This is a genomic window from Bradyrhizobium sp. FW305-F6, from assembly GCF_058782905.1.
The window spans coordinates 40,797-65,004 of the sequence record NZ_JBYSYD010000004.1 but is presented as its reverse complement, the minus strand read 5'-3'; the positions used below and the strand labels follow the sequence as shown (position 1 = coordinate 65,004).

23 protein-coding genes are annotated in these 24,208 nt (G+C 65.6%); 19 read left to right on the top strand and 4 right to left on the bottom strand.

The features are described from left to right. Positions 1–4 precede the first annotated feature (4 nt). Together AC3WLX_RS24840 and AC3WLX_RS24835 are read right to left on the bottom strand one after the other, a co-directional pair. Positions 5–1,498, bottom strand: coding sequence for an NAD-dependent succinate-semialdehyde dehydrogenase (locus AC3WLX_RS24840; RefSeq protein WP_492337966.1), 1,494 nt, complete (start codon positions 1,496–1,498; stop codon positions 5–7). 169 nt (positions 1,499–1,667) lie between these two features. Beyond that, positions 1,668–1,988: a hypothetical protein gene (locus tag AC3WLX_RS24835; RefSeq protein ID WP_291628533.1), complete on the bottom strand. Its 321-nt coding sequence runs from the start codon at positions 1,986–1,988 to the stop codon at positions 1,668–1,670. Between the two features lie 345 nt (positions 1,989–2,333). On the opposite strand from AC3WLX_RS24835, the gene AC3WLX_RS24830 reads away from it, so the two are divergent. Together AC3WLX_RS24830 and AC3WLX_RS24825 are read left to right on the top strand one after the other, a co-directional pair. After that, positions 2,334–3,527 carry a serine hydrolase domain-containing protein gene (locus tag AC3WLX_RS24830; RefSeq protein WP_492337965.1) on the top strand — a complete coding sequence of 398 codons (1,194 nt, stop codon included), beginning with the start codon at positions 2,334–2,336 and terminating at the stop codon, positions 3,525–3,527. 90 nt (positions 3,528–3,617) lie between these two features. Beyond that, the gene (locus AC3WLX_RS24825; protein ID WP_492337964.1) at positions 3,618–5,312 is read left to right on the top strand and encodes an AMP-binding protein; all 1,695 of its coding nucleotides are present in this window, start codon (positions 3,618–3,620) and stop codon (positions 5,310–5,312) included. A gap of 108 nt (positions 5,313–5,420) precedes the next feature. Here AC3WLX_RS24825 and AC3WLX_RS24820 read toward each other — a convergent pair whose 3' ends face one another. Then, positions 5,421–6,422 (bottom strand): adenosine kinase, encoded by a 1,002-nt coding sequence (locus AC3WLX_RS24820; RefSeq protein ID WP_492337963.1) that lies wholly within the window; start codon positions 6,420–6,422, stop codon positions 5,421–5,423. Positions 6,423–6,546: 124 nt separating this feature from the next. On the opposite strand from AC3WLX_RS24820, the gene murJ reads away from it, so the two are divergent. The 16 genes from murJ (at position 6,547) to trmB (ending at position 21,920) form a co-directional block, all read left to right on the top strand. Then, entirely contained in the window at positions 6,547–8,079 is a 1,533-nt protein-coding gene (murJ, locus tag AC3WLX_RS24815; protein WP_492337962.1) for a murein biosynthesis integral membrane protein MurJ, read from the top strand. 81 nt (positions 8,080–8,160) lie between these two features. Next, complete coding sequence (gene trpS, locus AC3WLX_RS24810) at positions 8,161–9,213, top strand: tryptophan--tRNA ligase (RefSeq protein WP_492337961.1); 1,053 nt, start codon at positions 8,161–8,163, stop codon at positions 9,211–9,213. A 106-nt stretch (positions 9,214–9,319) separates the two neighbouring features. Beyond that, positions 9,320–9,814: a universal stress protein gene (locus tag AC3WLX_RS24805; protein WP_492337960.1), complete on the top strand. Its 495-nt coding sequence runs from the start codon at positions 9,320–9,322 to the stop codon at positions 9,812–9,814. Positions 9,815–10,065: 251 nt separating this feature from the next. Further along, positions 10,066–10,635 (top strand): NifU family protein, encoded by a 570-nt coding sequence (locus AC3WLX_RS24800; protein WP_492337959.1) that lies wholly within the window; start codon positions 10,066–10,068, stop codon positions 10,633–10,635. A 192-nt stretch (positions 10,636–10,827) separates the two neighbouring features. Further along, a complete protein-coding gene (gene tsaB, locus AC3WLX_RS24795) occupies positions 10,828–11,520 on the top strand; it encodes a tRNA (adenosine(37)-N6)-threonylcarbamoyltransferase complex dimerization subunit type 1 TsaB (RefSeq protein WP_492337958.1) in 693 nt (230 codons plus the stop codon). Continuing rightward, positions 11,517–12,002: a ribosomal protein S18-alanine N-acetyltransferase gene (gene rimI / locus AC3WLX_RS24790; RefSeq protein ID WP_492337957.1), complete on the top strand. Its 486-nt coding sequence runs from the start codon at positions 11,517–11,519 to the stop codon at positions 12,000–12,002. The genes tsaB and rimI overlap by 4 nt, the downstream gene beginning before the upstream one ends. 39 nt (positions 12,003–12,041) lie before the next feature. Next, positions 12,042–12,497 carry a Fur family transcriptional regulator gene (locus tag AC3WLX_RS24785; RefSeq protein ID WP_492337956.1) on the top strand — a complete coding sequence of 152 codons (456 nt, stop codon included), beginning with the start codon at positions 12,042–12,044 and terminating at the stop codon, positions 12,495–12,497. 219 nt (positions 12,498–12,716) lie between these two features. Further along, positions 12,717–13,397, top strand: coding sequence for an HAD family hydrolase (locus tag AC3WLX_RS24780; RefSeq protein WP_492337955.1), 681 nt, complete (start codon positions 12,717–12,719; stop codon positions 13,395–13,397). A gap of 189 nt (positions 13,398–13,586) precedes the next feature. After that, complete coding sequence (miaB, locus tag AC3WLX_RS24775) at positions 13,587–14,981, top strand: tRNA (N6-isopentenyl adenosine(37)-C2)-methylthiotransferase MiaB (RefSeq protein ID WP_492338403.1); 1,395 nt, start codon at positions 13,587–13,589, stop codon at positions 14,979–14,981. Between the two features lie 64 nt (positions 14,982–15,045). Next, a complete protein-coding gene (locus AC3WLX_RS24770; RefSeq protein ID WP_291630156.1) occupies positions 15,046–16,041 on the top strand; it encodes a PhoH family protein in 996 nt (331 codons plus the stop codon). Between the two features lie 58 nt (positions 16,042–16,099). Continuing rightward, positions 16,100–16,609 carry an rRNA maturation RNase YbeY gene (gene ybeY, locus AC3WLX_RS24765; protein ID WP_492337954.1) on the top strand — a complete coding sequence of 170 codons (510 nt, stop codon included), beginning with the start codon at positions 16,100–16,102 and terminating at the stop codon, positions 16,607–16,609. A gap of 1 nt (position 16,610) precedes the next feature. Then, positions 16,611–17,729 (top strand): hemolysin family protein, encoded by a 1,119-nt coding sequence (locus AC3WLX_RS24760; protein WP_492337953.1) that lies wholly within the window; start codon positions 16,611–16,613, stop codon positions 17,727–17,729. Continuing rightward, on the top strand, positions 17,726–19,339 hold the full coding sequence (gene lnt, locus AC3WLX_RS24755) for an apolipoprotein N-acyltransferase (protein ID WP_492337952.1): 1,614 nt from the start codon (positions 17,726–17,728) through the stop codon (positions 19,337–19,339). Before AC3WLX_RS24760 ends, lnt begins: the two co-directional genes overlap by 4 nt. A gap of 216 nt (positions 19,340–19,555) precedes the next feature. Then, complete coding sequence (locus AC3WLX_RS24750; protein WP_018319423.1) at positions 19,556–19,969, top strand: helix-turn-helix domain-containing protein; 414 nt, start codon at positions 19,556–19,558, stop codon at positions 19,967–19,969. Between the two features lie 86 nt (positions 19,970–20,055). Beyond that, positions 20,056–21,213: a M20 family metallopeptidase gene (locus tag AC3WLX_RS24745; protein ID WP_492337951.1), complete on the top strand. Its 1,158-nt coding sequence runs from the start codon at positions 20,056–20,058 to the stop codon at positions 21,211–21,213. Continuing rightward, complete coding sequence (gene trmB, locus AC3WLX_RS24740; protein WP_291628775.1) at positions 21,210–21,920, top strand: tRNA (guanosine(46)-N7)-methyltransferase TrmB; 711 nt, start codon at positions 21,210–21,212, stop codon at positions 21,918–21,920. The genes AC3WLX_RS24745 and trmB overlap by 4 nt, the downstream gene beginning before the upstream one ends. Positions 21,921–22,003: 83 nt before the next feature. Here trmB and AC3WLX_RS24735 read toward each other — a convergent pair whose 3' ends face one another. After that, on the bottom strand, positions 22,004–23,086 hold the full coding sequence (locus AC3WLX_RS24735) for a DUF2336 domain-containing protein (RefSeq protein ID WP_291628774.1): 1,083 nt from the start codon (positions 23,084–23,086) through the stop codon (positions 22,004–22,006). A gap of 365 nt (positions 23,087–23,451) precedes the next feature. Between AC3WLX_RS24735 and rimP the strand changes: the two genes are divergently transcribed. Next, positions 23,452–24,207 carry a ribosome maturation factor RimP gene (gene rimP, locus AC3WLX_RS24730; protein ID WP_492337950.1) on the top strand — a complete coding sequence of 252 codons (756 nt, stop codon included), beginning with the start codon at positions 23,452–23,454 and terminating at the stop codon, positions 24,205–24,207. Position 24,208 lies beyond the last annotated feature (1 nt).

Below are 24,208 nucleotides of genomic sequence, written 5' to 3'. Positions count from 1 at the left end.
GCCCTCACACCCCCGCCATCATCACGTATTTGATCTCGACATATTCTTCCATGCCGTGACGCGAGCCTTCGCGGCCGAGGCCGCTTTCCTTGACGCCGCCGAAGGGCGCGACTTCGGTGGTGATGAGGCCGGTGTTGACGCCGACCATGCCGGTTTCCAGCGCTTCGGCAACGCGCCAGACGCGGCCGAGATCGCGGGAATAGAAGTACGATGCAAGACCGAACGGCGAGGCGTTGCACATCGCGATCACGTCGGCCTCGTCCTTGAAACGGATCACCGGCGCGAGCGGGCCGAAGGTCTCCTCCTGCGACACCAGCGAGTCCGGCTTGACGTCGGCCAGCACGGTTGGCTCGAAGAAGGAGCGCCCGAGCTCGCTGCGCTTGCCGCCGGTCACGACCTTGGCGCCGCGCTTGACGGCGTCCGCAATGTGGCGCTCGACCTTGTCGACCGCCTTCATGTTGATCAGCGGCCCCTGCGTGACGCCGCTCTCGGTGCCGTCGCCGATCTTCATCGCCGCGACCTTCTTCGAGAGCTTCTGCACGAACTCGTCGTAGACCTTGTCCTGGGCGTAGATGCGATTGGCGCAGACGCAGGTCTGGCCCATGTTGCGATACTTCGAGACGATCGCGCCCTCGACGGCGGCATCGACGTCGGCGTCGTCGAACACGATGAACGGCGCATTGCCGCCGAGCTCGAGGCCGAGCCGCTTCACGCCGACGGAAGCCTGCTGGTAGAGGATCTTGCCGACGGCGGTCGAGCCGGTGAAGCCGACGAAGCGCACGGCCGGGTGCTCACACAGCACCTTGCCGATCGGGGGCGCATCACCGGTGATGATGTTGAGCACGCCCTTGGGGATGCCGGCCTTCTCGGCAAGCACCGCCAGCGCCAGCGCCGACAGCGGCGTCTCGTTGGCGGGCTTGAGCACGACGGTGCAACCGGCCGCGAGCGCCGGCGAAACCTTGCGCGTGATCATCGAGTTCGGGAAGTTCCACGGCGTGATGGCGCCGCAGACGCCGATCGGCTGCTTAATTGCGAGCAGGCGCGCATCGGGCCGCTGTGTCGGGATGGTCTCGCCATAGACGCGGCGTGCTTCCTCGGCGAAGAATTCGATATAGGCCGCGCCGATATCGACCTCGCCGAGCGCCTCGGTGAGCGGCTTGCCCTGTTCGGAGGTGAGGATCAGCGCAAGGTCCTCGCGGTTGGCCGTGATCAGCTCGAACCATTTGCGCAGGATGTTGGAGCGCTGCTTGGCCGTGTGCTTGGCCCAGCCCGGAAAGGCACGTTCGGCGGCCTCGACCGCCTTGGTCGTCTCAGCCGCGCCAAGCTGCGGAACCTTGGCGAGCTCGGCGCCGGTCGCGGGATTGTTGACGGCGAAGACCGGCGTGCCGACCCAGGCGCCATCGATGTAGCAGGCCTCCTTCAGCAGCGAAGGGTCCTTCAGCCGGTCACGGAGGGTGGCGGTGGCTTGCGAGGCGCGTGCGGCGGCGGTCTGGGTCATGGCGTTTCTCCCTGGCGGCGATCGGATCGGCCGCAATATAGGGACAGACGGTGCGCAATGCACCGCCCCGCAACGCACGTCAGATGAGAGCTGGGAGCGGCTGGTTATTCACCGCTCCCCAGCGGGGAGAGGTGGGCACCGCGAACGCGGAAGCAGATGCTGTCCGTGATTACGCCGCGCCGCTCATATAGGTCTCGCGGCGGCCGATCATCCGTTCGGCGGCGGCCTTGGCATCGGCTTTCGACGAGGTCGCGCAGGTCCGGTATTCGAGATCGGGGACATGAGACGTGTCGCGGCGGCCGAACCATGATTTCGAGCCGACCGGCAACAGTGCCAGCGCCTGCGCCAGATTGTCCACCGCCCCGAAGGAGTAAAGCGCGCCGGTGCCGGCGACGCGGACCTCGTAGATCCCCGGCAAAATCGGCGCCTCCAGGTTCTCGCCCCGTCCGGGACGGGGATAGCGCTTCCATTCGCTCCAGGTCGAAATCATCTGAGGTCCCCCTCGCCGCCCATCCACGGCCGGCAACATTTGCATCAAGTCCTGTCGGCCCGCGGATGGGCCGGGTGCTGAACGCGGCAGCTCACGAAATGTTTCAAGGGTCCGAAAGCCACGAAGCTTGTCGCGAGAAACCCATCCAAGGTGAGACGAGGTACGACAATCTACCTCAAATTGTAAACGAGCGGACGCGCTCAGCTTCGTTGTCGTCCTGCGTTGGATCAAGACCGTCAAGTCACGACATCGCGACCGGTGCAGGTCCATAGATGGCGCTTGCCGTGCCGGACATCCGGGAGGACAATCGATCGCTTCCAACAATAATCAAACCCGAGGAAACCCATGCAGAGCAAAGCCGAGATCGACGAGATTCTGCGTCAGAAGAGCGAGGCCAAGGAGATTCCCGGCGTCGTCGCCATCGCCGCGAGCGGTAACGACGTGCTGTACCAGGGCGCGTTCGGCAAGCGCGATCTGTCCAAGCCCGATCCGATGACCGCCGACAGCGTGTTCTGGATCGCATCGATGACAAAGGCAGTGACGACGGCGGGCGCGATGCAGCTGGTCGAGCAGGGCAAGCTGTCGCTGGATGCGCCGATCGGCGATGTGCTGCCCGATCTCGCCAATCCGCAGGTGCTCGAAGGTTTCGACGCCAATGGCGAAGCGAAGCTGCGCCCGGCCAAGGGGCCGATCACGCTGCGCCAGCTCATGACCCACACCGCCGGCTTCTGCTACAATATGTGGAACGGCGATCTCGCGGTCTATCTGGACAAGAACGGCATTCCCGCCATCACCACCTGCCAGAACGCGGCCCTGAAGACGCCGATCATGTCGGATCCCGGCACGCGCTGGGAGTACGGCACCAACATCGACTTCGTCGGCAAGGCGGTGGAAGCGGCCAGCGGAAAGCGGCTCGACGCCTATCTGCGCGACAATTTGTTCAACCCGCTCGGCATGAGCGACACCGCCTTCAAGATCACCGACAGCATGCGCAAGCGGCTGGTCGGCATGCATGCGCGCGGCGAGGACGGCCAGCTCGCGTCGATCCCGTTCGAGCTCGAGCAGGAGCCGGAATTCCACATGGGTGGCGGCGGCCTCTACTCGACGGCGGCCGACTACATCAAGTTCACCCAGATGATCCTGAACAAGGGCCGTGGCAACGGCAATCAGGTCCTGAAGGCCGACACGATCGCCATGATGAGCCAGAACCAGATGGGCGATCTCAACATGACCAAGATGACGACAGCGGCGCCGATGTACACCAACGACGTCGATCTCTATCCGGAGCAGGTGAAGAAATGGGGCCTCAGCTTCATGATCAACACCGCCAAGACCGCCGAAGGCCGCAGCGCCGGCAGCCTCGCCTGGGCGGGCCTTGCCAACACCTATTACTGGATCGATCCAGCGCGCGACGTCACCGGCGTGATCCTGATGCAGGTGTTGCCATTCGGCGACGCGAAATGCCTGGAGGCGTTCGCGGGATTCGAGCGTGGCGTCTATGCCGGGCTCGATGCGGGGAGCGGTCAGAAGGCGGCGTGATAGGAAGGCGCTCTCCACACGTCATGCCCGGGGCAGCCCGGGCATGACGACTGAGAGAGCATGCTGGGGATTTTGACGGGGGATTTCCACTTGGCTGATAAAGCGGACAGCTATGTTTGCGGCATCTCGGACACGCCGCTGCTCGGCGAAACCATTGGCCGCAGCCTGGACCATGCGGTGCGGCGCTGGGGAAGCCGCGAGGCGCTGGTCTCGCCCAGCCACGGCGTCAGATGGACGTGGAGAGAATTCGCCGAGCGCGTCGACGCACTTGCCGCGGGCTTTCTCGCGCTCGGGCTCGACCGCGGCGAGCGGATCGGCATCTGGTCCTTGAACCGGCCGGAATGGACGCTGACCCAGTTCGCCGCCGCCAAGGCCGGCCTGATCCTGGTGACGATCAATCCCGCCTACCGCCTCAGCGAGCTGGAATTTGCGCTTCGGAAAGTGGGCTGCGCGGCGATCGTCACCGCCACCGCGTTCAAGACCAGCAATTACATGGAGATGCTCAACACGCTGTTGCCTGAGCTGGCTGGCGCCAGGCCTGGACAGTTGCGAGCGGCGCGCTTGCCGGCCCTGCGGATGGTGATCCAGGTCGGCGGCCCGGCGGCGTCAGGCACGATGCCGTTCGAAGAGGTCGCGGGCATGGGCAGAGCGGCGCATCGCGAACGGCTCGCCGCGCTCGGCACCGCGCTGCAGTTCGACGATCCCGTCAACATCCAGTTCACCAGCGGCACCACGGGATCGCCCAAGGGCGTGACGCTGACCCATCACAACATCCTCAACAACGGCCATTTCACGGGACGCGCGATGCGCCTGACCGAACAGGATCGCATCTGCATTCCCGTGCCGCTCTATCATTGTTTCGGCATGGTCATGGGCAACCTCGCCGCGGTCACGCTCGGCGCCACCATGGTCTATCCGGGCGAGGGCTTCGATCCGCTCGCGACGCTGCGCGCAATCGAGCAGGAGAAATGCACCGCGCTGTACGGCGTGCCGACCATGTTCATCGCCGAGCTCGATCACCCCGAGTTCAAGAATTTCGATTTGAAGTCACTTCGCACCGGCATCATGGCGGGCGCGCCCTGCCCGATCGAGGTGATGAAGCGCGTCAACACCGAAATGAACATGCGCGAGGTCACCATCGCCTATGGCATGACCGAGACCAGCCCGGTCAGTTTTCAGAGTGCAACCGACGATCCGCTCGAGCGGCGCGTCTCCACGGTCGGCCGCGTCCACCCGCATGTCGAGGTCAAGGTCGTCGATCTCGAGGGCAGGATCGTCAAGCGGGGCGAACGCGGCGAGCTCTGCACCCGCGGCTACAGCGTCATGCTGGGTTATTGGGAGGAGAAGGAGAAGACCGCCGATGTGCTCGACGCCAACGGCTGGATGCACACCGGCGACCTCGCCACGATTGACGACGAGGGCTATTGCAACATCGTCGGGCGCATCAAGGACCTGGTGATCCGCGGCGGCGAGAATCTCTACCCGCGCGAGATCGAGGAGTTTCTGTACCGTCATCCCAAGATCCAGGACGTGCAGATTTTTGGCGTCGCAGACACCCGCTACGGCGAGGAGCTCTGTGCCTGGGTCCGCGTCAGGCCGGGCGAGGCCCTGACCGCCGAGGAGGTCCGCGCCTTCTGCGAGGGCCAGATCGCCCACAACAAGATCCCGCGCTACGTCGAATTCGTCGACGAGTTTCCGATGACCGTGACCGGAAAGATCCAGAAATTCCTGATGCGCGATGCCGTCGAGCAGCGGCTGGGATTGAAGGCGGCGAAGACGGCGTGAGGCGCATCGTCATTGCGAGGAGCTCTTGCGACGAAGCAATCAGAATCTTTCCGCGGAGACAGACTGGATTGCTTCGCTACGCTCGCAATGACGGGGCGAGCGCGGGACTTACCCCGTCAGTCCGCGCTGCTGCGCCAGCTCCTTCAGCGACACCTGCGGCCGCGCGCCGATGTGCTGGATCACTTCGGCGGCGGCGAGCGCGCCAAGTTCGCCGCACTGCTTGTAGGCCAGGTTGCGCGCGAGGCCATAAAGGAAGCCCGCCGCAAAGAGGTCGCCGGCGCCGGTAGTGTCGATCACCTTGTCGACCGGGAACGCCGGCGCGGCAACGGCGTCCTCGGAGGAGACAACCATGCAGCCCTTGTCGCTGCGGGTGACAATGCCGAGATTGACGTCGTCGCGCAGTTGCTTCAGCGCGGCGTCGAAGTCCGAGGTCGTGTAGAGCGAGTGAAGCTCGGACTCGTTGGCGAAGACGATGTCGACGGTGCCGTCGCGCATCAAGGCGAGAAACTCGTCGCGGTAGCGGTCGACGCAGAAGGAATCCGACAGCGTCAGCGCCACCTTGCGCTTGGCGTCATGGGCGATCTTGGCCGCCTTGACGAACGCGTCCTTGGCGTTCTTGGGATCCCAGAGATAACCCTCGAGATAGACGATGCCGGCAGCAGCGACCTCCGCCGGATCGATGTCGGCGGGCGACAGGTCCTGCGCCGCGCCGAGATAGGTGTTCATGGTGCGCTCGCCGTCGCCGGTGACCAGGATGTAGGAGCAGCCGGTGGCGGGACCGTCCTGCGCGGCCGGGGTGTTGAAGGCAACGCCGGCGGCGCGGATGTCGTGGACGTAGAGCTTGCCGATCTGGTCGTCCTTGACCTTGCCGACATAGGCGGCGCGCGCCCCCAGGCTGCCGATGCCGACGATGGTGTTGGCGGCCGAGCCGCCCGAGACCTCGGTCGCCGGCCCCATGTCCTTGTAGATGGCCGCGGCGCGCGCCTCGTCGATCAGCGACATGCTGCCCTTGGTCATGCCATGCTTGGCCAGGAAGGCCTCGTCGGTCCGAACCAGAACGTCGAACAGCGCGTTGCCGATGCCGAGAACGTCATATTTCACGTCAGCCATTCACCTTGATCCTGTTTGCCGGATTGCGGTCCCCGCGGAAATCCGCTTCCTGTCGGCCTGAAATCTGGCTCGCGGCCTATCACGACCGGGCCTCGGCGGGCAAGCAACGGTATTCTCGAGAGCAATGATCCGTTCCTTTCTCACCGTCTCGACCGGCACGTTGGCCTCCCGGCTGCTGGGTTTTGCCCGCGATTCCTTGATCGCGGCGCTGCTCGGCACCGGTGCCGTGGCCGACGCGTTCCTGGCGGCGTTTCAGCTCGTCAACGTGGTGCGGCGGCTGCTCAGCGAGGGCGCGCTGAACGCGGCGCTGATCCCGGCCTGGCTACGGAGCCGCGACCGCGACGGGGCGGCGGCTGCGGCGGCATTCGCCGGACGCGTGCTCGGCACCGTCAGCGCGGCGCTGATCGCGACCTCGATCGTCCTTGCGCTCCTGATGCCGCTGATCATGACGGTCATCGCGCCGGGATTCGTCGGCAGCGGCACGCTCGATCGCGCGGTCGAGTATGCGCAGCTGATGCTGCCCTATCTCGCCTTTGCCGGCCCCGTCACCGTGCTGATGGGGCTGCTGAACGCGCAGGGTCGATTTGCGCTGACGGCGTTCTCTCCGCTGCTGTTCAACATCGTGCTGATCGCCGCCATCGCCGTGCTGCTCGTCCGGCACGCAGACGCCGGCTCCGCCGCATGGATCCTGGCAGCGACCGTCGGCGTCGCCGGCTTGCTGCAACTGATGATGCTGCTGTCGCAGCGAAGCGCGCGCCTTGCGACGCCGCTGCGCGTCAGCTTCGACCGGGAGATGCGGGCGTTTTTCGCCAAGGCCATTCCCGGCATGATCGCAAGCTCGGGCCCGCAATGGCTGATGGTGGCGGGCGCGATCATCGCTTCCGCCACGCCGTCCGCGGTGTCCTGGCTCTATTTCGCCAACCGCCTGATCGAGCTGCCGCTCGGCATCGTCGGCGTCGCCATGGGAACGGTGCTAGTGCCGGAGCTGACGCGTGCGGTGAATAGCGGCGACCGCGGTGCCGTGGCGCACGCCGAATCCCGCGCGCTGGAGCTTGCGGCCGGGCTTGCGCTGCCGGCAACCCTCGGCCTGATCGTGCTCGCGGAGCCGATCGTGCGGCTGCTGTTCGAACGTGGCGCGTTCGGCGCCGAGGACAGCGCGGCCACCGCGCGCGCGCTGATGTGGCTGGCGCTGGGACTGCCGGCGCATGTGCTGATCAAGGCGCTGTCGCCGGCCTTCTATGCCCGCGGCGATACGATGACGCCGTTGCGCGCGACCATGGCAGGCTTCGTGGTGACCGTCGCGCTCGCGCTGCTGCTCGGCCATGCCTTCGGCGCGAGCGGGATCGCCGCAAGCATCGCGGCCGGCGCCTGGTGCAGCACGCTCTTCCTGCTTCGCAAAGGCTCGAGCGAATTCGGCTTCTCGGTCGATGCGAGCGCCCGCGCGCGACTGCCGCGCATCGTGCTTGCCGCGATCGTCATGGGCGCCCTGCTCTGGCTGACGACGGGTCTGGTGCCTGCGGAGAGCCATGGGTTGATCCAACTCATCGCACTGGCCGCTCAGATCGCGGCCGGGATTGCCGTCTACGGCCTGCTGCTGCAGACCCTCGGCGTCGCCTCCTGGCGCGAGGCCACCAATGCCCTGAAACGACCGAGCTGAACCACCTCTGCCGCGAAAGACCCTTGACGGGGCAGCGCCGCTGTTGGAAACGACGGCCGAATACCTATGGGAAGGCTGACCATGCCATTCGTTGAACGGGTCTTTTCGGGCGTCCAGCCGACGGGCAATCTGCACCTCGGCAATTACCTCGGCGCCATCGTCAACTTCGTGAAGATGCAGGAAACCCACAACTGCGTCTATTGCGTCGTCGACATGCACGCGATCACGCAGGGCGTCGACGTCTGGGGCGGACCGGCCGAGCTCACGCGCAACACCCGCGAGGTGACCGCGGCGTTCATCGCGGCCGGCATCGATCCGAAGAAGCACATCGTGTTCAACCAGAGCCAGGTCTCCGGCCATGCCGAGCTCGCCTGGATCTTCAACTGCGTCGCCCGCATGGGCTGGCTCGGCCGCATGACCCAGTTCAAGGAGAAGGCCGGCAAGGACCGCGAGAATGCCTCCGTCGGCCTGTTCGACTATCCCGTGCTGATGGCGGCCGACATCCTGCTGTACCGCGCCACCCATGTGCCGGTCGGCGAGGACCAGAAGCAGCATCTCGAGCTTTCGCGCGACATCGCGCAGAAGTTCAACAACGATTTCGCCGATTCCATCCGGGCCCAGGGCACCGATGACGGCCTGTTCTTCCCGCTGCCCGAACCCTTGATCACCGGCCCGGCGACGCGCGTGATGAGCCTTCGCGACGGCACCAAGAAGATGTCGAAGTCGGATGCGTCGGACAATTCGCGCATCAATCTCACCGACGATGCCGACACCATCGCGCAAAAGATCCGCAAGGCGAAGACCGATCCGGAGCCGCTGCCGACGGAAGAGAAGGGCCTGGAAGCCCGGCCCGAGGCCGACAACCTCGTCGGCATCTTCGCCGCGCTCTCCGGCCGCTCCAAGGCCGACGTGCTGCGCGAATTCGGCAACGGCCAGTTCTCCAGCTTCAAGAACGCGCTGGCGGAGCTGTGCGTGACAAAACTCGCGCCGATCGCCGGCGAGATGAAACGCCTCGTCGCCGACCCCGGCCATATCGACGCGATCCTCATCGACGGCTCGGACCGGGCCCGTGCCATCGCGGACGAGACGATGAAGCTCTCCAAGGACATCGTCGGCTTCATTCGCCGGCGCTAAGGCGCGCTTTGCAAGACCGGCTGGCGCCGCGGCGCCCGCCGCTTCGCCTCTCCCAAACATCGCGGGAGTGTGGCAGCATGGTCGCCATGCACATTCCGGGACATGCATGACCAGCAAGCGACTTTGCTACGAGCCGGGCCACAAGCCCAAATGCCTCGTCATCGTCGATGACACCGCCGAATGGGATCGCGCCGTCTATTATGCCAGCCGCTGGGCGATCCGCGCCGGCGGCGGCGTCGTGATGCTGCGCATCATCGAGCCGGAGCAGCAGAGCCAGGAATGGCTGGGCGTCGCCGACATCATGCGCGCCGAGGCGCAGGAGGCCGCCGAAGCCGCGCTCGACCGTGCCGCCGGCCGCGCCAACGGCATCGCCGCGATCACGCCGGAGCGGGTGATCCGCGAGGGCGCACCGATGGAACAGCTGTTCGCAGTGATAGACGAGGACCCTGATATCGCCATGCTGGTGCTCGCGGCCAATCCCGGCGCGGAAGGACCGGGACCGCTGGTCGCGCTGCTCGCGCAAGAGCTGGGCACGTTTCCGATACCGGTGACTATCATCTCGGGCGCGCTGAGCGACGAAAGCGTGGATTCGCTGTCGTAGGCCGTTGTTCTGCCGGTGGGTTACTCGTCATGCCCGGGCTTGTCCCGGGCATCCACGTTCTTGGCACGACGAAGCAAGGCGTGGGTGGCCGGGACAAGCCCGGCCATGACGGAGAGAGAAGATTGCGCGCCTTAACCCACTGAAATTACAGTCAAACGTCGATCCCTCCCCTTGACCGTGCGTTCCCCGTCGCCATCTGCTAGGGGATAGAGCACGCGCCGGCCTTGAACCGGCGACGTCTGGAGAAAACCATGTTCATTCAAACCGAAGCCACCCCCAATCCCGCCACGCTGAAGTTCATTCCCGGCCGCGTCGTGGTCGACGGCAGCCCGATGGAATTTGCCAGCCGCGAATCGGCGGCGCGCTCGCCGCTGGCCGAAAAGCTATTTGATGTGCCCGGTGTCACCGGCGTGTTCTACGGATCGGACTTCATCACCGTGACGAAAGCGAGCGGTGAATGGCAGCAGCTCAAGCCCGCGATCCTCGGCGCGATCATGGAGCACTATATGTCCGGCGCGCCGCTGCTCGCCGACGGCACCGCGCAAGGCGATGGCGATCTCGACGACGAGGACGAGTTCTTCGACGAGTCCGACGCCGAGACGGTGGACATGATCAAGGACCTGATCGAGACCCGGGTGCGGCCGGCTGTCGCCAATGACGGCGGCGACATCACCTTCCGCGGCTTCAAGGACGGCATTGTCTATCTCAACATGAAGGGCTCATGCGCCGGCTGCCCGTCATCGACCGCGACGCTGCAGCATGGCATCCAGAACCTCCTGAAGCATTTCGTGCCCGACGTGGTCGAAGTCCGGCCGATGTGACGAGGAAGTCGTCATTCCGGGATGGTGCGTCAGCACCAGACCCGGAATCTCGAGATTCCGGGTTCGGTCTACAGACCGCCCCGGAATGACGGTTGCGCAGGGTAATATGGGGGGCTGCGTGCGTGATGAATGGCGGACAGGCGCCTGGTTCGCTAGACTGCTCGCCATTCGCAACTCGCCATTCGCTTTTCCATGCTGATCCTTGCCATCGATACTGCGCTCGACGCCTGCGCGGCCGCCGTGCTGGACACTGATGCCGGCGAGTTTCTCGCTCAGGAATCGCTGCTGATGAAGCGCGGTCATGCCGAGGCACTGATGCCGATGATCGCGCGCGTGATGCAATCGGCCGATCTCGCCTTCACCTCGCTCGACCGCATCGCCGTAACCGTCGGGCCCGGCAGCTTTACCGGCCTGCGCGTCGGCATCTCGGCGGCGCGGGGCCTTGCGCTTGCGGCGAAACGGCCGGCGGTCGGGCTGACGACGCTGTCGGCCTATGCCGCGGCCGTCGTCAGCCAGAACAAGCCGGCGCCGGTGATCTCTGCAATCGATGCGCGGCACGATCACGTCTATTTCCAGATCGTCGCCGGCGACGGCAGCCAGTTGGTGCGGCCTTGTGTCGCCCCCATCGACGAGGCGATCGCGGCCTCGCAATTCGGCGCGCCGCATCTCGTCGGCAATGCGGCCGGGATCCTCGCCGATCGCTGGCCTGAGAATGGTGTGCAACCTGTTGCGGTCGATGCGCAGCCCGCGCCCGACATCGGCTGGGTCGCCTGGCTCGGCGCCGCGGCCGATCCCGGCGCCACGCCGGCGCGGCCATTCTATCTGAAGGCGCCAGACGCAAAGCCGGCCGCAACTCCGCCGCTCGCGCAAGCCGCAAGCTCATGATGCGATGGTTGGCGGAGTGGTGGCGCGGCGGCAGCCCCGTCGTCGAGCCTGCGACCTCGCGCGACGCCGCGCGGCTCGCACAGCTGCACGGCGCCTCCTTCGCGCGCGGCTGGGGCGAAGGCGAATTCGAGGACATGATGAGCGAGCGCAACACGCTGGTGCAGCGCTTGCGTCTCGGCAGCAAGACGGTCGGCTTTGCGGTGTCCCGAATCGGCGCGGACGAAGCGGAAATTCTCTCGATTGCGGTGGACGCAGCCTATCGCGGCCGCGGCCTCTCCCGTACGCTGCTGATGACCCATCTCGGCCACCTCGCGGGGCGCGGTGTGCGCACGATATTTCTCGAAGTGGAGGAAAACAACCAGCCGGCGCGCCGGCTCTACGACCGGGCCGGATTCACGGTGGTCGGGCGCCGCGAACGCTACTATAAGCAGCCGAACGGGGAACAATTGAACGCCCTTCTGATGCGACGTGACTTGTCGTAACATTGGTGCCAGAAAGCGCCTCCGCCAGGCAGACACCCTATGACCGCATTGAAACCTTCTTCCGCATCCAAGGCGTCCGGCATCGAGGCGCGCTGTGCCGCCACTGGCATGCGCATGACAGAGCAACGCCGCGTCATCGCCCGCGTGCTCGCGGAGTCGGCCGATCATCCCGATGTCGAAGAACTGTACCGGCGCTGCGCCGCGGTCGACGACAAGATTTCGATCTCGACCGTCTATCGCACCGTGAAATTGTTCGAGGATGCCGGCATCATCGAGCGCCACGATTTCCGCGAGGGCCGCGCGCGCTACGAGACGATGCGCGACAGCCATCACGACCATCTCATCAATCTGCGCGACGGCAAGGTGATCGAGTTTACCTCCGAGGAGATCGAGAAGCTCCAGGCGGAGATTGCGCGCAAGCTCGGCTACAAGCTGGTCGATCACCGGCTCGAGCTCTATTGCGTACCGCTCGACGACGACAAGCCGACGAATTGATGCACAGTTCTTTCGGCGATCTTTCTTCACCTCTCCCCAACGGGGAGAGGTCGATTTGCTCCCGGCGATGCGAAGCATCGTCCGGTGCAAATCGGGTGAGGGAGCGCTGCTACTACGACAGACCGTAACCCCTCACCCGGCGCTTCGCGCCGACCTCTCCCTATGGGAGAGGTGGTACCACCCGCGCGGCACCAGAGTGCCCGACCAAGTAAGGCTCTGATGCCCATCGACCTCATCATCTTCGATTGCGACGGCGTGCTCGTGGACAGCGAGGTGATCTCCTGCCGTGCGCATGCGGACGTGCTGACGCGCCACGGATATCCGATCACGTCGGAGCAGGTGCTGGTCCGGTTCCTCGGCGTGTCCGAGAAGGATGCGCGGCGGATGGTCGAGCAGGAAATCGGCCGTAGTCTTCCCGACGATCTCGAGCAGCAGATCAATGCGGCCACGCTGCAATCCTACGCCAGCGATCTACAGCCGATTATCCACGTCGCGGCAGCGATCGCCGCGATCGACCTGCCCAAATGCGTTGCGTCGAGCGGCACGCCGGACAAGATCCACCATGGTCTGACCTGCGCCGGGCTCTACGATCTGCTTGCCCCGAACATCTTTTCCGCGAGCCAGGTCGCACGCGGCAAGCCAGCGCCCGATCTGTTCCTGTTCGCCGCCGCGCAGATGAAGGTCGCACCCGAGCGGTGTCTCGTGATCGAGGACAGCGTCCCCGGGGTCACAGGCGCGCAAGCCGCCGGGATGACCGTGCTCGGCTTTCACGGCGGCGGCCACTGCCCGCCGGGCCACGCCGAACGGTTGCGCGCCGCAGGTGCCAACCTGACATTCGACGATATGCGGCAATTGCCGGAGTTGGTTCTGAAGGCGGGAGCGAAGACCCTGGCGGGCTGATTTCGGCCACTTGGCGTCATTCCGGGCATGCGCAGCGCGCGTGAACCCGGAATCCCGAGATTCTGGGGCGAGATTCCGGGTTCGCGACGGCGTCGCGCCCCGGAATGACGGGCGAAGATGGTCCATTCGCTGGATTTTCGGCTCTCCAACCTCTATGTGAAGGCCGTCCTCCACGCCATTTCGGGTTCCATGACGCCGCCGCGCAAGCTGCACATCAAATCATTTGGCTGCCAGATGAACGTCTACGATGCCCAGCGCATGGTGGATACGCTGGCGCCTGAAGGATTCGTGGAGACTGATAGCGCAGAGGATGCCGACCTCGTCATCCTCAACACCTGCCATATCCGCGAGAAGGCTTCGGAAAAGGTCTATTCCGAACTCGGCCGCCTTCGCGTCGCCAAGGACGAGGCCGCGCGTGGGGGCCGCACGATGCAGATCGCGGTGGCCGGCTGCGTGGCACAGGCCGAGGGCGAGGAGATCGTGCGGCGGGCGCCCGCGGTCGACGTCGTGGTCGGGCCGCAGAGCTATCATCATCTGCCGGAGCTGCTGAAGCGCGCCGGCAGCGAAGGCCGCGCGATCGAGACTGAGTTCCCGGCCGAGGACAAGTTCGGCTTCTTGGCCCAACCCAAGCCCGACGCGATCCGCGCGCGCGGCATTTCCGCCTTCGTCACAGTGCAGGAAGGCTGCGACAAGTTCTGCACCTTCTGCGTCGTACCCTACACGCGGGGCTCGGAAGTCTCGCGCCCGGTGGCGAAGATCGTCGATGACGTGAAGCGCCTCGCCGACAATGGCGTGCGCGAGCTGACGCTGATCGGGCAGAACGTCAACGCCTATCACGGCGAGGGACCGGACGGAAAAACCTGGCCGCTCGGCAGGCTGCTCGAACATCTGGCGGCGATCCCGGGCATCGCCAGGCTGCGCTATTCGACCAGCCATCCCCGCGACGTCGACGATAGCCTGATTGCCGCCCATCGCGATCTCGGTGCCCTGATGCCGTTCGTGCACCTGCCGGTGCAGTCGGGCTCGGACCGGATTCTGGCCGCCATGAACCGCAAACATACCGCCGATGACTACCGGCGGGTCGTCGAGCGTTTCCGCGCCGCCCGCCAAGACATTGCTTTTTCATCAGATTTCATCGTCGGCTTCCCCGGCGAAAGCGAGCAAGATTTTCTCGCCACCCTCGCGCTTGTCACGCAAATCGGCTACGCTGCGGCGTATTCGTTCAAATACTCCGCCCGGCCGGGAACGCCGGCCGCGGACATGCAGGAGACGGTGTCCCCCGCCGACATGGACCAGCGATTGGAGCGGCTCCAGGAACTGATCGACAGCCAGCAATCGGCCTTCAACAAGGCTGCGATTGGCTCAACGGTCGACGTGTTGTTCGAGCGTCCGGCCCGCAAGGAGGGCCAGATCGTCGGCCGCACCGCGTACCTCCAGCCGGCCCATGTCATGGCCTCGCCCGACATTATCGGACAGATCCTGCCGGTCCGCATCGACAGCCTCGAGCGGTACAGTTTTCTCGGCGAGCTCGTGACGGCGCGCAGCGCGCGCGAGCCCGCTTTATCGCAAGCCAGTGGAGCCTGAACCCTTGCCAAAAAGCGCATCGGATTCGTCTTCGTTCGCTCCCAGCCGCAAATTTGACCGCGACATGCAAGCTCCGCCCGAGACCCAGGTCGTCATCGACTTCGACGACAACCGCGCCGCCTCCGCACTGGTCGGCCCCTACGGCCAGCATCTGGCGCAGATCGAGCGGCGGCTCGGCGTGGTCGTGGACTCCAAAGGCAACCACATCACGATCGGCGGCTCGCGCGACGGCTGCGACGCCGCGCGCCGCGTGCTTGAGATGCTCTACGGTCAGGCCGTGAAGGGGCAGGATCTCGACCAGGGCGAGGTCGAAGGCGCGATCCGCGCCGTCATCGCGCAAGGCTCGCTGTTCGAGTTCGATGCCAAATCGCCCAAGACGGCCTTCGACAGCATCAACTTGCGCAAGCGCCCGGTGCGCGCGCGCACCGCCGCGCAGGATTCCTACATCCGCGCGCTGAAACGCCACGAGCTGGTGTTCGGCGTCGGCCCGGCCGGCACCGGAAAGACCTGGCTTGCCGTCGCCCACGCCGCCCAGCTGTTCGAGCGCAAGGAGGTCGATCGCATCATCCTGTCGCGTCCGGCGGTAGAAGCCGGCGAGCGACTCGGTTTCCTGCCCGGCGACCTCCGCGAGAAGGTGGATCCTTATCTGCGGCCGATCTACGACGCGCTCTACGATCTCATGGATGCGCGCATCGTCGAGCGTGCGCTGCAGAGCGGCGAGATCGAGATCGCGCCACTCGCGTTCATGCGCGGCCGTACACTGACCAATGCCGCCATCATCCTGGACGAGGCCCAGAACACCACGTCGATGCAGATGAAGATGTTCCTGACGCGTCTCGGCGAGAACAGCCGCATGATCGTGACGGGCGATCCCTCGCAGATCGACCTGCCCAACGGCCAGACCTCGGGCCTCGCCGAAGCGACCCGGCTCCTGAACGGCATCGAGGGTATCGCCCAGGTTCATTTCAAGGCCGAGGACGTGATCCGCCACGAACTCGTGGCAAGGATCGTCGGCGCCTACGAAGGGTCGCCGCAGCGACCGGCCACCGGTCAATCCTGACGAGGCAACACCGGACCCCGAGGGCGTGAATATGGCGTCCTTCGTCCGAGACAGCACAATGTCCCATTCCAATATTCCCATGACCGAGGTCCTCGTCGTTGCCGATTGCTGGCAGCGCGAGCCCGATTCAGAAGCCGTGATCCAGCGCGCGGTGGCGGCCGCCGCCGAGAGCGTCGACGAAGACGTTGCCGACGCGGAAGTGGCGGTGATGCTGACCGATGATGCCGGCATCCGCACCCTCAACAGCAACTGGCGCGGCATCGACAAGCCGACCAACGTGCTGTCGTTCCCCGCGCTGCAGCCGGAGGGCGCGTGGAAGCCGGGCGATGCGCCGCGCATGCTCGGCGACATCGCGATCGCCTACGAGACCATGCGGCGCGAGGCGGATGAGGAACACAAGCCGTTCGATCACCATCTGAGCCATCTCGCCGTGCACGGCTTCCTGCACCTGATCGGCTACGATCACGAGAACGACGCCGACGCCGAGGAGATGGAAGCGCTGGAGACGCAGATCCTAGCGCATCTCGGCATCCCCGATCCCTATGCCGACCGCACGGGGACGCACTGAGATGCCTGAATCCGACCCAATCCAGGACAACCCGCGCAACACGCGCAATCTGCCCGTCGTCGTGGCGCAAGGCGAGGTGATGCGCCCGAGCTCCGACGGCTGGCTGCTGCGCGCGATCCGCACGCTGTTCGGCTGGAAGGCGGGCTCGGTGCGCCACGACCTCCAGGTCGTGCTCGATGCGACCACACCCGACGACACCGGCTTCTCGGCCGTCGAGCGCACCATGCTGCGCAATATCCTCGGCCTGCACGAGCGCCGGATCGCGGACGTCATGGTGCATCGCGCCGACATCGTCGCGGTGAAGCGCGACATCCCGCTCGGCGAATTGATGGACCGCTTCGAGAGCGCAGGCCATTCCCGCCTCGTGGTCTACAACGAGACGCTCGACGATCCCGTCGGCATCGTCCACATCCGCGACCTGCTCGCCTTCATGACCGCACGCGCCCGCGTGTCGCAAGCCACCAAGACCAAGCGCAAGAAGCCGCTGCCGGCCGGGCTCGACCTGCGGGCCGTCGATCTCGCGCTGCCGCTTCATGACGCGCACATCATCCGCAAGCTGCTCTACGTGCCACCCTCGATGCGCGCGATCGACCTGCTCGCGCAGATGCAGGCCTCGCGCATCCATCTGGCGCTGGTGGTCGACGAATATGGCGGCAGCGACGGGCTGGTCTCGATCGAGGACATCGTCGAGCAGATCGTGGGCGAGATCGACGACGAGCACGACAGCGACGAGCCACCCTCGATCGTGCGCCTGCCCGACAACGCCTTCATCGCCGACGCCCGCGCCAGCCTCGACGACGTCCGCTCGGTGATCGGCGAGGACTTCCTCACCGGCGAGGCCGGCGAGGAGGTGGAGACGCTGGGCGGCTATCTCGTCAGCTTCGTCGGGCGCCTGCCGGTGCGGGGCGAGGTGATCTCGGGTCCCGGCACCTACGAGGTCGAGGTGCTCGATGCCGATCCGCGCCGCGTCAAGCGGCTGCGCATCTCGACGCGGAAGGAGCGTCCCGCCCCCCGCGTCCAGCGCGAGAGCCGGCGCCGCGAAGCCACGCCGGACAGCGGACAATCGCCGGCCGGCGACACGCCCACGCCGCCGCCGGGCGACGGGACCGCCCCGCAGTGAGCCCATCGCAGCGACTTCGGCAAATTGCGCTCGCCGTCATCCTCGCCTGGGTATGGCAGCGCGCCGTCATCGCCATGGCGGCCGGGGCGTTGTCGGTGCTGGCGCTGGCGCCATTCAACCTCTTCCCGGTGCTGTTCATCACCTTCCCGGTGCTGGTCTGGCTGATCGACGGCGCCGGCGCCGGCCGCCATGGCGGCGTCCCCGCCGCCGCTTTGACCGGCTACTGGTTCGGGCTCGGCTATTTCGTCCCGGGTCTCTACTGGATCGGCTACGCCTTCTTCGTCGACGCCGACGTGTTCGCCTGGCTGACGCCGTTCGCCGTGCTGGGCCTGCCGGCGTATCTGTCTATATTCACGGCAATGGGCTTTGCGCTGGCGCGCCTGCTCTGGACCAAGAACGCCACGCGCGTGCTGGCGCTCGCAGCAAGCCTCACCATCAGCGAATGGCTGCGCGGTCATGCGCTGACAGGGTTTCCCTGGAACGCGTTCGGCTATGCGCTCTCGGAGCCGCTGGCGCTGGCGCAGACGGCGGCGCTGATCGGGCTGTGGGGCATGACGTTCCTGACGGTGGCGATCTTCGCAAGCCCCGCGACGCTGATCGACCGAACGCCCGATCGCCGCCTGCAATGGCGCGTGCCGGCCGCCGCCATCGGGCTTCTGATCGTCATGGGCGTCTTCGGTGCGATCCGCCTGTCGCTGCATCCGACCACGACGATATCGGGCGCCAAGCTGCGCCTTATGCAGCCCAACCTGCAGCAGGATGCGAAATTCAACTACGCCGCCAAGGCGGAGGTGATGAAGAAATATTTGGCGCTGTCCGACCGAGCCTCCGGCCCGCAATCGACCGGCGTGCGCGATGCCACCATCCTGGTCTGGCCGGAATCCGCCTTTCCGTTCTTCCTGACCCGCGAAGCCGACGCGATGGCGCAAATCGCCGATCTGCTGCCGAAGGGCACCGTGCTGATCACGGGCTCGGTCCGCGCGCCCGACCTGCCGCGCGGCACGCCGATCACACGCGCCTATAATTCGATCTACGTGATCGATCACGAAGGCAGCGTCCTCGCCGTCTACGACAAGCTGCACCTGGTACCGTTCGGAGAATTTCTGCCCTATCAGTCGTTGATGGAGAAGCTTGGTTTCGAGCAACTGACGCGTGTGCGCGGCGGCTTCATTGCAGGTACCGTGCGGCATGCGCTGCCGGTCGCGGGCGCGCCGCCGGCACTGCCGCTGATCTGCTACGAGGCGATCTTCCCCGGCGAAGTGGCCGGACGCAACGAACGTCCGGGCTGGATCGTGAACCTCACCAATGACGGCTGGTTCGGCATCTCGACCGGCCCCTATCAGCACCTGGAGCAGTCGCGGATGCGCGCGATCGAGCTCGGATTGCCGCTGGTCCGCTCGGCCAATACCGGCATCTCCGCAGTGATCGATCCGGTCGGACGCACGGTCGCGAGCCTCGGTCTCGGCATCGAAGGCATTTTGGATGCAAACCTGCCGGCTGCGATCCCGCCGACGATCTATGCGCGCGTGGGTGACGTACCAGCAATCATGCTCGTCGCGCTCGCCGTGATTGTGGCCGTCCGCCGCCGCGTCGCCAAACGACATCCATGATCACTCTCATGGGCGCAGCCGGAATCCTTTGACAACCGTAGTCCCACGGTTGACAGACTGCACGCGGGCTCCCCATTCTGCACCCGCTGCGAAAGACAGCGCTGCGTTGCTAAATTTCTCCGCAATGTTTCCCAATAACAGGGTTCGATTTTGACGAGTTGCACCCGAGGCATGCTTGATGATTGCGCCGAAGGTGATGTTTGGAGGGCTGAGGAAATGTCGAAAGCGCCCAACCCTGTTGACAAATATGTCGGCAGTCGCGTGCGCATGCGCCGCATCATGTTGGGCATGAGTCAGGAAAAGCTCGGTGAAGCTTTGGGCCTGACTTTCCAACAGATCCAGAAATACGAGAAGGGCACCAACCGCGTGGGCGCGAGCCGCATCCAGCAAATCGCCGAGATTTTGCAGGTGCCGGTGTCGTTCCTGTTCGAAGGCGGCCCGAGCGGCGTGCCAGGACCGGATGGCTTCAGCGAAGGCGCCTCGCCCTCTTACGTCTCGGACTTTCTGGCGACCTCCGAAGGGCTCGCCCTGACCAAGGCGTTCACGCGAATCACCGATTCGAAGATGCGCCGTTCGATCGTCGACCTCGTCGAGCAGATTGCGGCGCGCGAAGGCCCCGACAAGCGCTGACGCGCCATTCTCGACGGCGATTTGAGACTGCGTCAAATCTGGCCTATGTCGTGATTTGCGGCGCGCTTCAGTGCGCGTCCGCTTCGATGATACGATTCAAGGACACAGATGCATCGATGGCCAGCTCCAATTGGTTCGATTCTCAAACCATCCTCGATGGTATCCGCCGCTGGGTGGAGATCGAGACGCCGACGGAAGCGCCTGAACAGGTCAACAAGCTGATCTCCATGGTCGCGGAGCAATACCGCGACCTGCCTGCCAAGCTCGAGCGCATCGCCGGCGTGGATGGCTGCGGCGATCATCTCATCGTGCGCACCAATTGGGGCCAGGACCGGCCGGGCATCCTGGTGCTGAGCCACCTCGACACCGTTCATCCCATGGGCTTCATCGAGCGCCTGCCGTTCAAGGTCGAAGGTGACGTCGCGTTCGGTCCCGGCATCTACGACATGAAGGGCGGCGCCTATATCGCCCATCACGCCTTTGGCGCGCTCTGCGCCGGCGGCGAGCGCTCGCCGCTCGGCATCACGCACCTGTTCACCTCGGACGAGGAGATCGGCAGCCCGACGTCGCGTGCGCTGATTGAGAAGGAAGGGCGCAACGCCAAATACGTGCTGGTCACCGAGCCGGCACGCGACGGCGGCAGGATCGTCACCGCACGCAAGGGCGTCGGGCGTTTCAAGGTCTTCATCAAGGGCGTGCCCGCCCATGCCGGCTCGCGGCCCGAAGACGGCCGCAGCGCCGTCCGCGAGCTCGGCAACGTCATCCTGGCCCTGGAAGGGATGAACGATTACGCGCGCGGCGTCACCGTCAATGTCGGCGTGGTGCGCGGCGGCACGCGTCCCAACGTCACGCCGGAGGAGGCTTACGCCGAAGTCGATCTGCGCGTCATGAGCCTCGAGGACGCCGACGAGTTCGTCGGCAGGATTCTCGCTTTGACATCGAAGACCGACGGCGTCACCGTCAAGGTCAGTGGCGAGCTCAATCGGCCGCCTTACGAGAAGAGCAGCGCAGGCGCCGCGTTGTACGAGCATGGCAAGGCGCTCGCCGGCGAGATCGGCTTCGCGCTGATCGACACCCACACCGGCGGCGGCTCGGATGGCAATTTCACGGCCGCGCACACCGCGACTCTCGACGGGCTCGGCGTCGACGGCAAGGGCGCGCACACCCATTATGAGCAGCTCTACGTTTCCTCGCTCGCGCCGCGCGCCCGGCTGCTCCATCGCCTGTACCAGACACTGCGATGAGCGACCGCAAATCAGATCCCGATCGCGACGACGGCGAGCGCGCCTTCTTCGGGCGCCGCAAGGGCCACAAGCTCCGGCAGCACCAGGCCGGATTGATCGAGCAGTTGCTGCCCCATCTTGCGCTCGACATCGACGCCGAGGCGCCGGCGGACGCGCGCGACATCTTCGACCCCGCGGCCGAAGATGTCAGGCTCGAAATCGGCTTCGGCGGCGGTGAGCATCTTGCCGCCGAGGCCCAGAACTTCCCGACGACCGGCTTCATCGGCTGCGAGCCCTATGTCAACGGAATGGCAAAGATCCTCGCGCAGATCGAGGCCGCCAATATCGGCAACATCCGCCTGTTCGCGGGCGATGCCGCCGAGCTCCTGGCCTGGCTGCCCAAGGACTCGCTGTCGCGCATCGACCTGATTCATCCCGATCCATGGCCGAAGCGGCGGCACTGGAAGCGGCGCTTCGTGCAGGACCGGACGATCGCGGCGATGGCGCGCGTGCTGAAGCCGAATGGTGAATTCCGCTTTGTCTGCGACATCGACGATTATTGCGCCTGGACGCTGTCTCATCTGGCACGCTCGCAGGACTTCGTCTGGCTTGCGGAACGCGCCGACGATTTCCGGCAGCCATGGCCCGGCTACACCATGACGCGCTATGGAAGGAAGGCCGCGCGCGAGGGGCGCAAGGCGGCTTATCTGCGGTTTCGGCGGGTGTAGATTTCGCGTGCACTCCATCCGCGTTCGTCACGCCCGGTCTTGTCCCGCCTGCGCGGCCATGACGGCGAAGTCGCGAACTTCGATTAGATCGTCTGCCGGTTGCGCCAGAAATTCACGACGCGTTCGGCGGTGGCCGGCATCAGGCGCGTGAAGTTCAGACGCGCGGCCTCGATGTCGGCGTCGGCCGGCATGCGGTTCGGCCCGTACCAGAGCAGGATGAGCGCGCGCACCGTGGGCCAACCGAGGTTCAGCACGCGGCCAAGGATCAGAAGCGGATCGTAGCGGTCGCCCGCAATCAGGCGGTCGAGCACCGGGAGCCGAACGCCTGAAAGCGCCGAGAGCGCGGCGATCGATTCCTCGTATTTCTGCGCCTTGGCGAAGCCGAGCAGCGCGCTCTCGCCGAGATGGCCTCCGCGATGCAATGTCAGCACGGTGTGCTGTGCCGCAGAGTAGTCGCGGCGCGGGCCGGGCGGCAGCGCGGCCTCGTCGATCGCCGCCATCGCACGCTTGATCTCGGCCTGGCGCGCGGGATTCACCACGGTGGAGAGGCGGCGGCGGATGACGTCGAGGGTACCGTCGAGCAGTTGCTTCAGGTGCTCGCCGGAAAGGTCGTTGCGCTGACCGATCTTCAGCGTCAGCACCCCGTCCTGCGCCGCGCGCTTGATCAGCTCGGAATAGCTGCCGGGCGAGAACGCCGCACCGGCATTGGCCGCGGCACGGCGCACCACGTCGCGATCGCCGCGCTCGACCAGCACGTCGGTGATCACAGGCGACAAAGCGGGACGCTCCGTCATCGCCAGCAGATGACCCTGGCCCTTCAGGCGCGCGATCTCGACCAGAGCCGCGTCGTCGAGCACGGGCGAGCGGCGCAGCACGGGGCCGGCCACCGCGATCTCGTTTTCGCGCGCGAGCTGATTGACGAGGTGCGGCGGCGCATTGTTCAGGTGCGAAAAGCGCTCGGCCAGATCGGCTCGCGACGCCAGTTCGGCATGCGGGACGAGATCGACCAGGAGATTGTCGAAGAGATCGATCAGTTCGGGGCGGAGCTTCTCCGCATCCTGGAAGAACAGCTGGGAAATGGCGCGCGCGATATCGCCACGGCGCCGGGGATCGCCACGCTTGACGATATCCTCCAGTCCAGGAATGAGCGACGTGGCAACGGTCATGAAAACGCAACTCGAACGGGGCACGCCGCGGGTGCGCCCTTGGTTCAAGCCGCCCCACAATCCGGGAATCTAGGCCGGCTTGATGAAGGAAGCGTTGCGCGGCGCCGCGGGCCGGCGCAAAAAGGGCCGTCACCGCTGCAATGGGCCTTGTCCGAGAGGGTGGAAAGCGCTATATCAGCGCCAATTCATCTTCTCATACGATCCGCGTAGGAGAGTGGGCCCGAAAGGACCCGCTCTTTTTTATTACCTGAATGCGGCTCGGTGGAGGATGCGGCCCGACGCGTCGTCGGGAGAGTTCCGAAGCGAGCTTTGGATTAACCAAGCCTTAACCCAAGCCCTAACCAACGAGCGCCTTGACCCCTGCCATGACCGAACCGACCTCAGGTTCCCCGGATGCCGAGTTGCTGGCCGAGCCGCGGCTCGTGGTCGAGCCGGGCGCCGCGGCACGGGTGTCGGCAGTCGCAGCCCCCGTGCTCCAGGGCATGGGCTATCGGCTGGTGCGGATCCGCATTTCCGGGGAAGCCGGCTGCACCGTGCAGATCATGGCCGAGCGACCGGACGGCTCGATGCAGATCGAGGATTGCGAGGCGATCTCGCGGGCGCTGTCGCCCGTGCTCGACGTCGCCGATCCCATCGATCGCGCCTATCGGCTGGAGATCTCCTCGCCGGGCATCGACCGCCCGCTGGTGCGCCGTTCCGATTTCGAGCGCTATTCCGGGCATATGGTGAAGATCGAGATGGCCGTGGCACATGAGGGGCGCAAGCGCTTCCGCGGCACGCTCGGTCCGGTCGAAGGCGACCGCGTGCATCTGCATCGCGACGACGTCAAGCCGGGCGACGATGCCGACGTTCTCCTGACCATGGAGGATATCGGCGAGGCGCGCCTGGTACTCACCGACGAACTGATCGCGGAATCCATGCGCCGCGGCAAGGCCGAGGAGCGCAAGATGCGCAGGGATCTCGGACTGGAGCCGCCGGCTGCACCGCACGCGGAGATCAGTGCGAAGATCACCAAGAACACCAAGCCGAAGAAGAAGCCGGCCCCGACCAACACGAAGAAGCATCGCCTTGCCGCCGAACGCGCGCGGCGCGGCGAGACCGATCCTGACCAAGGAGACTAGC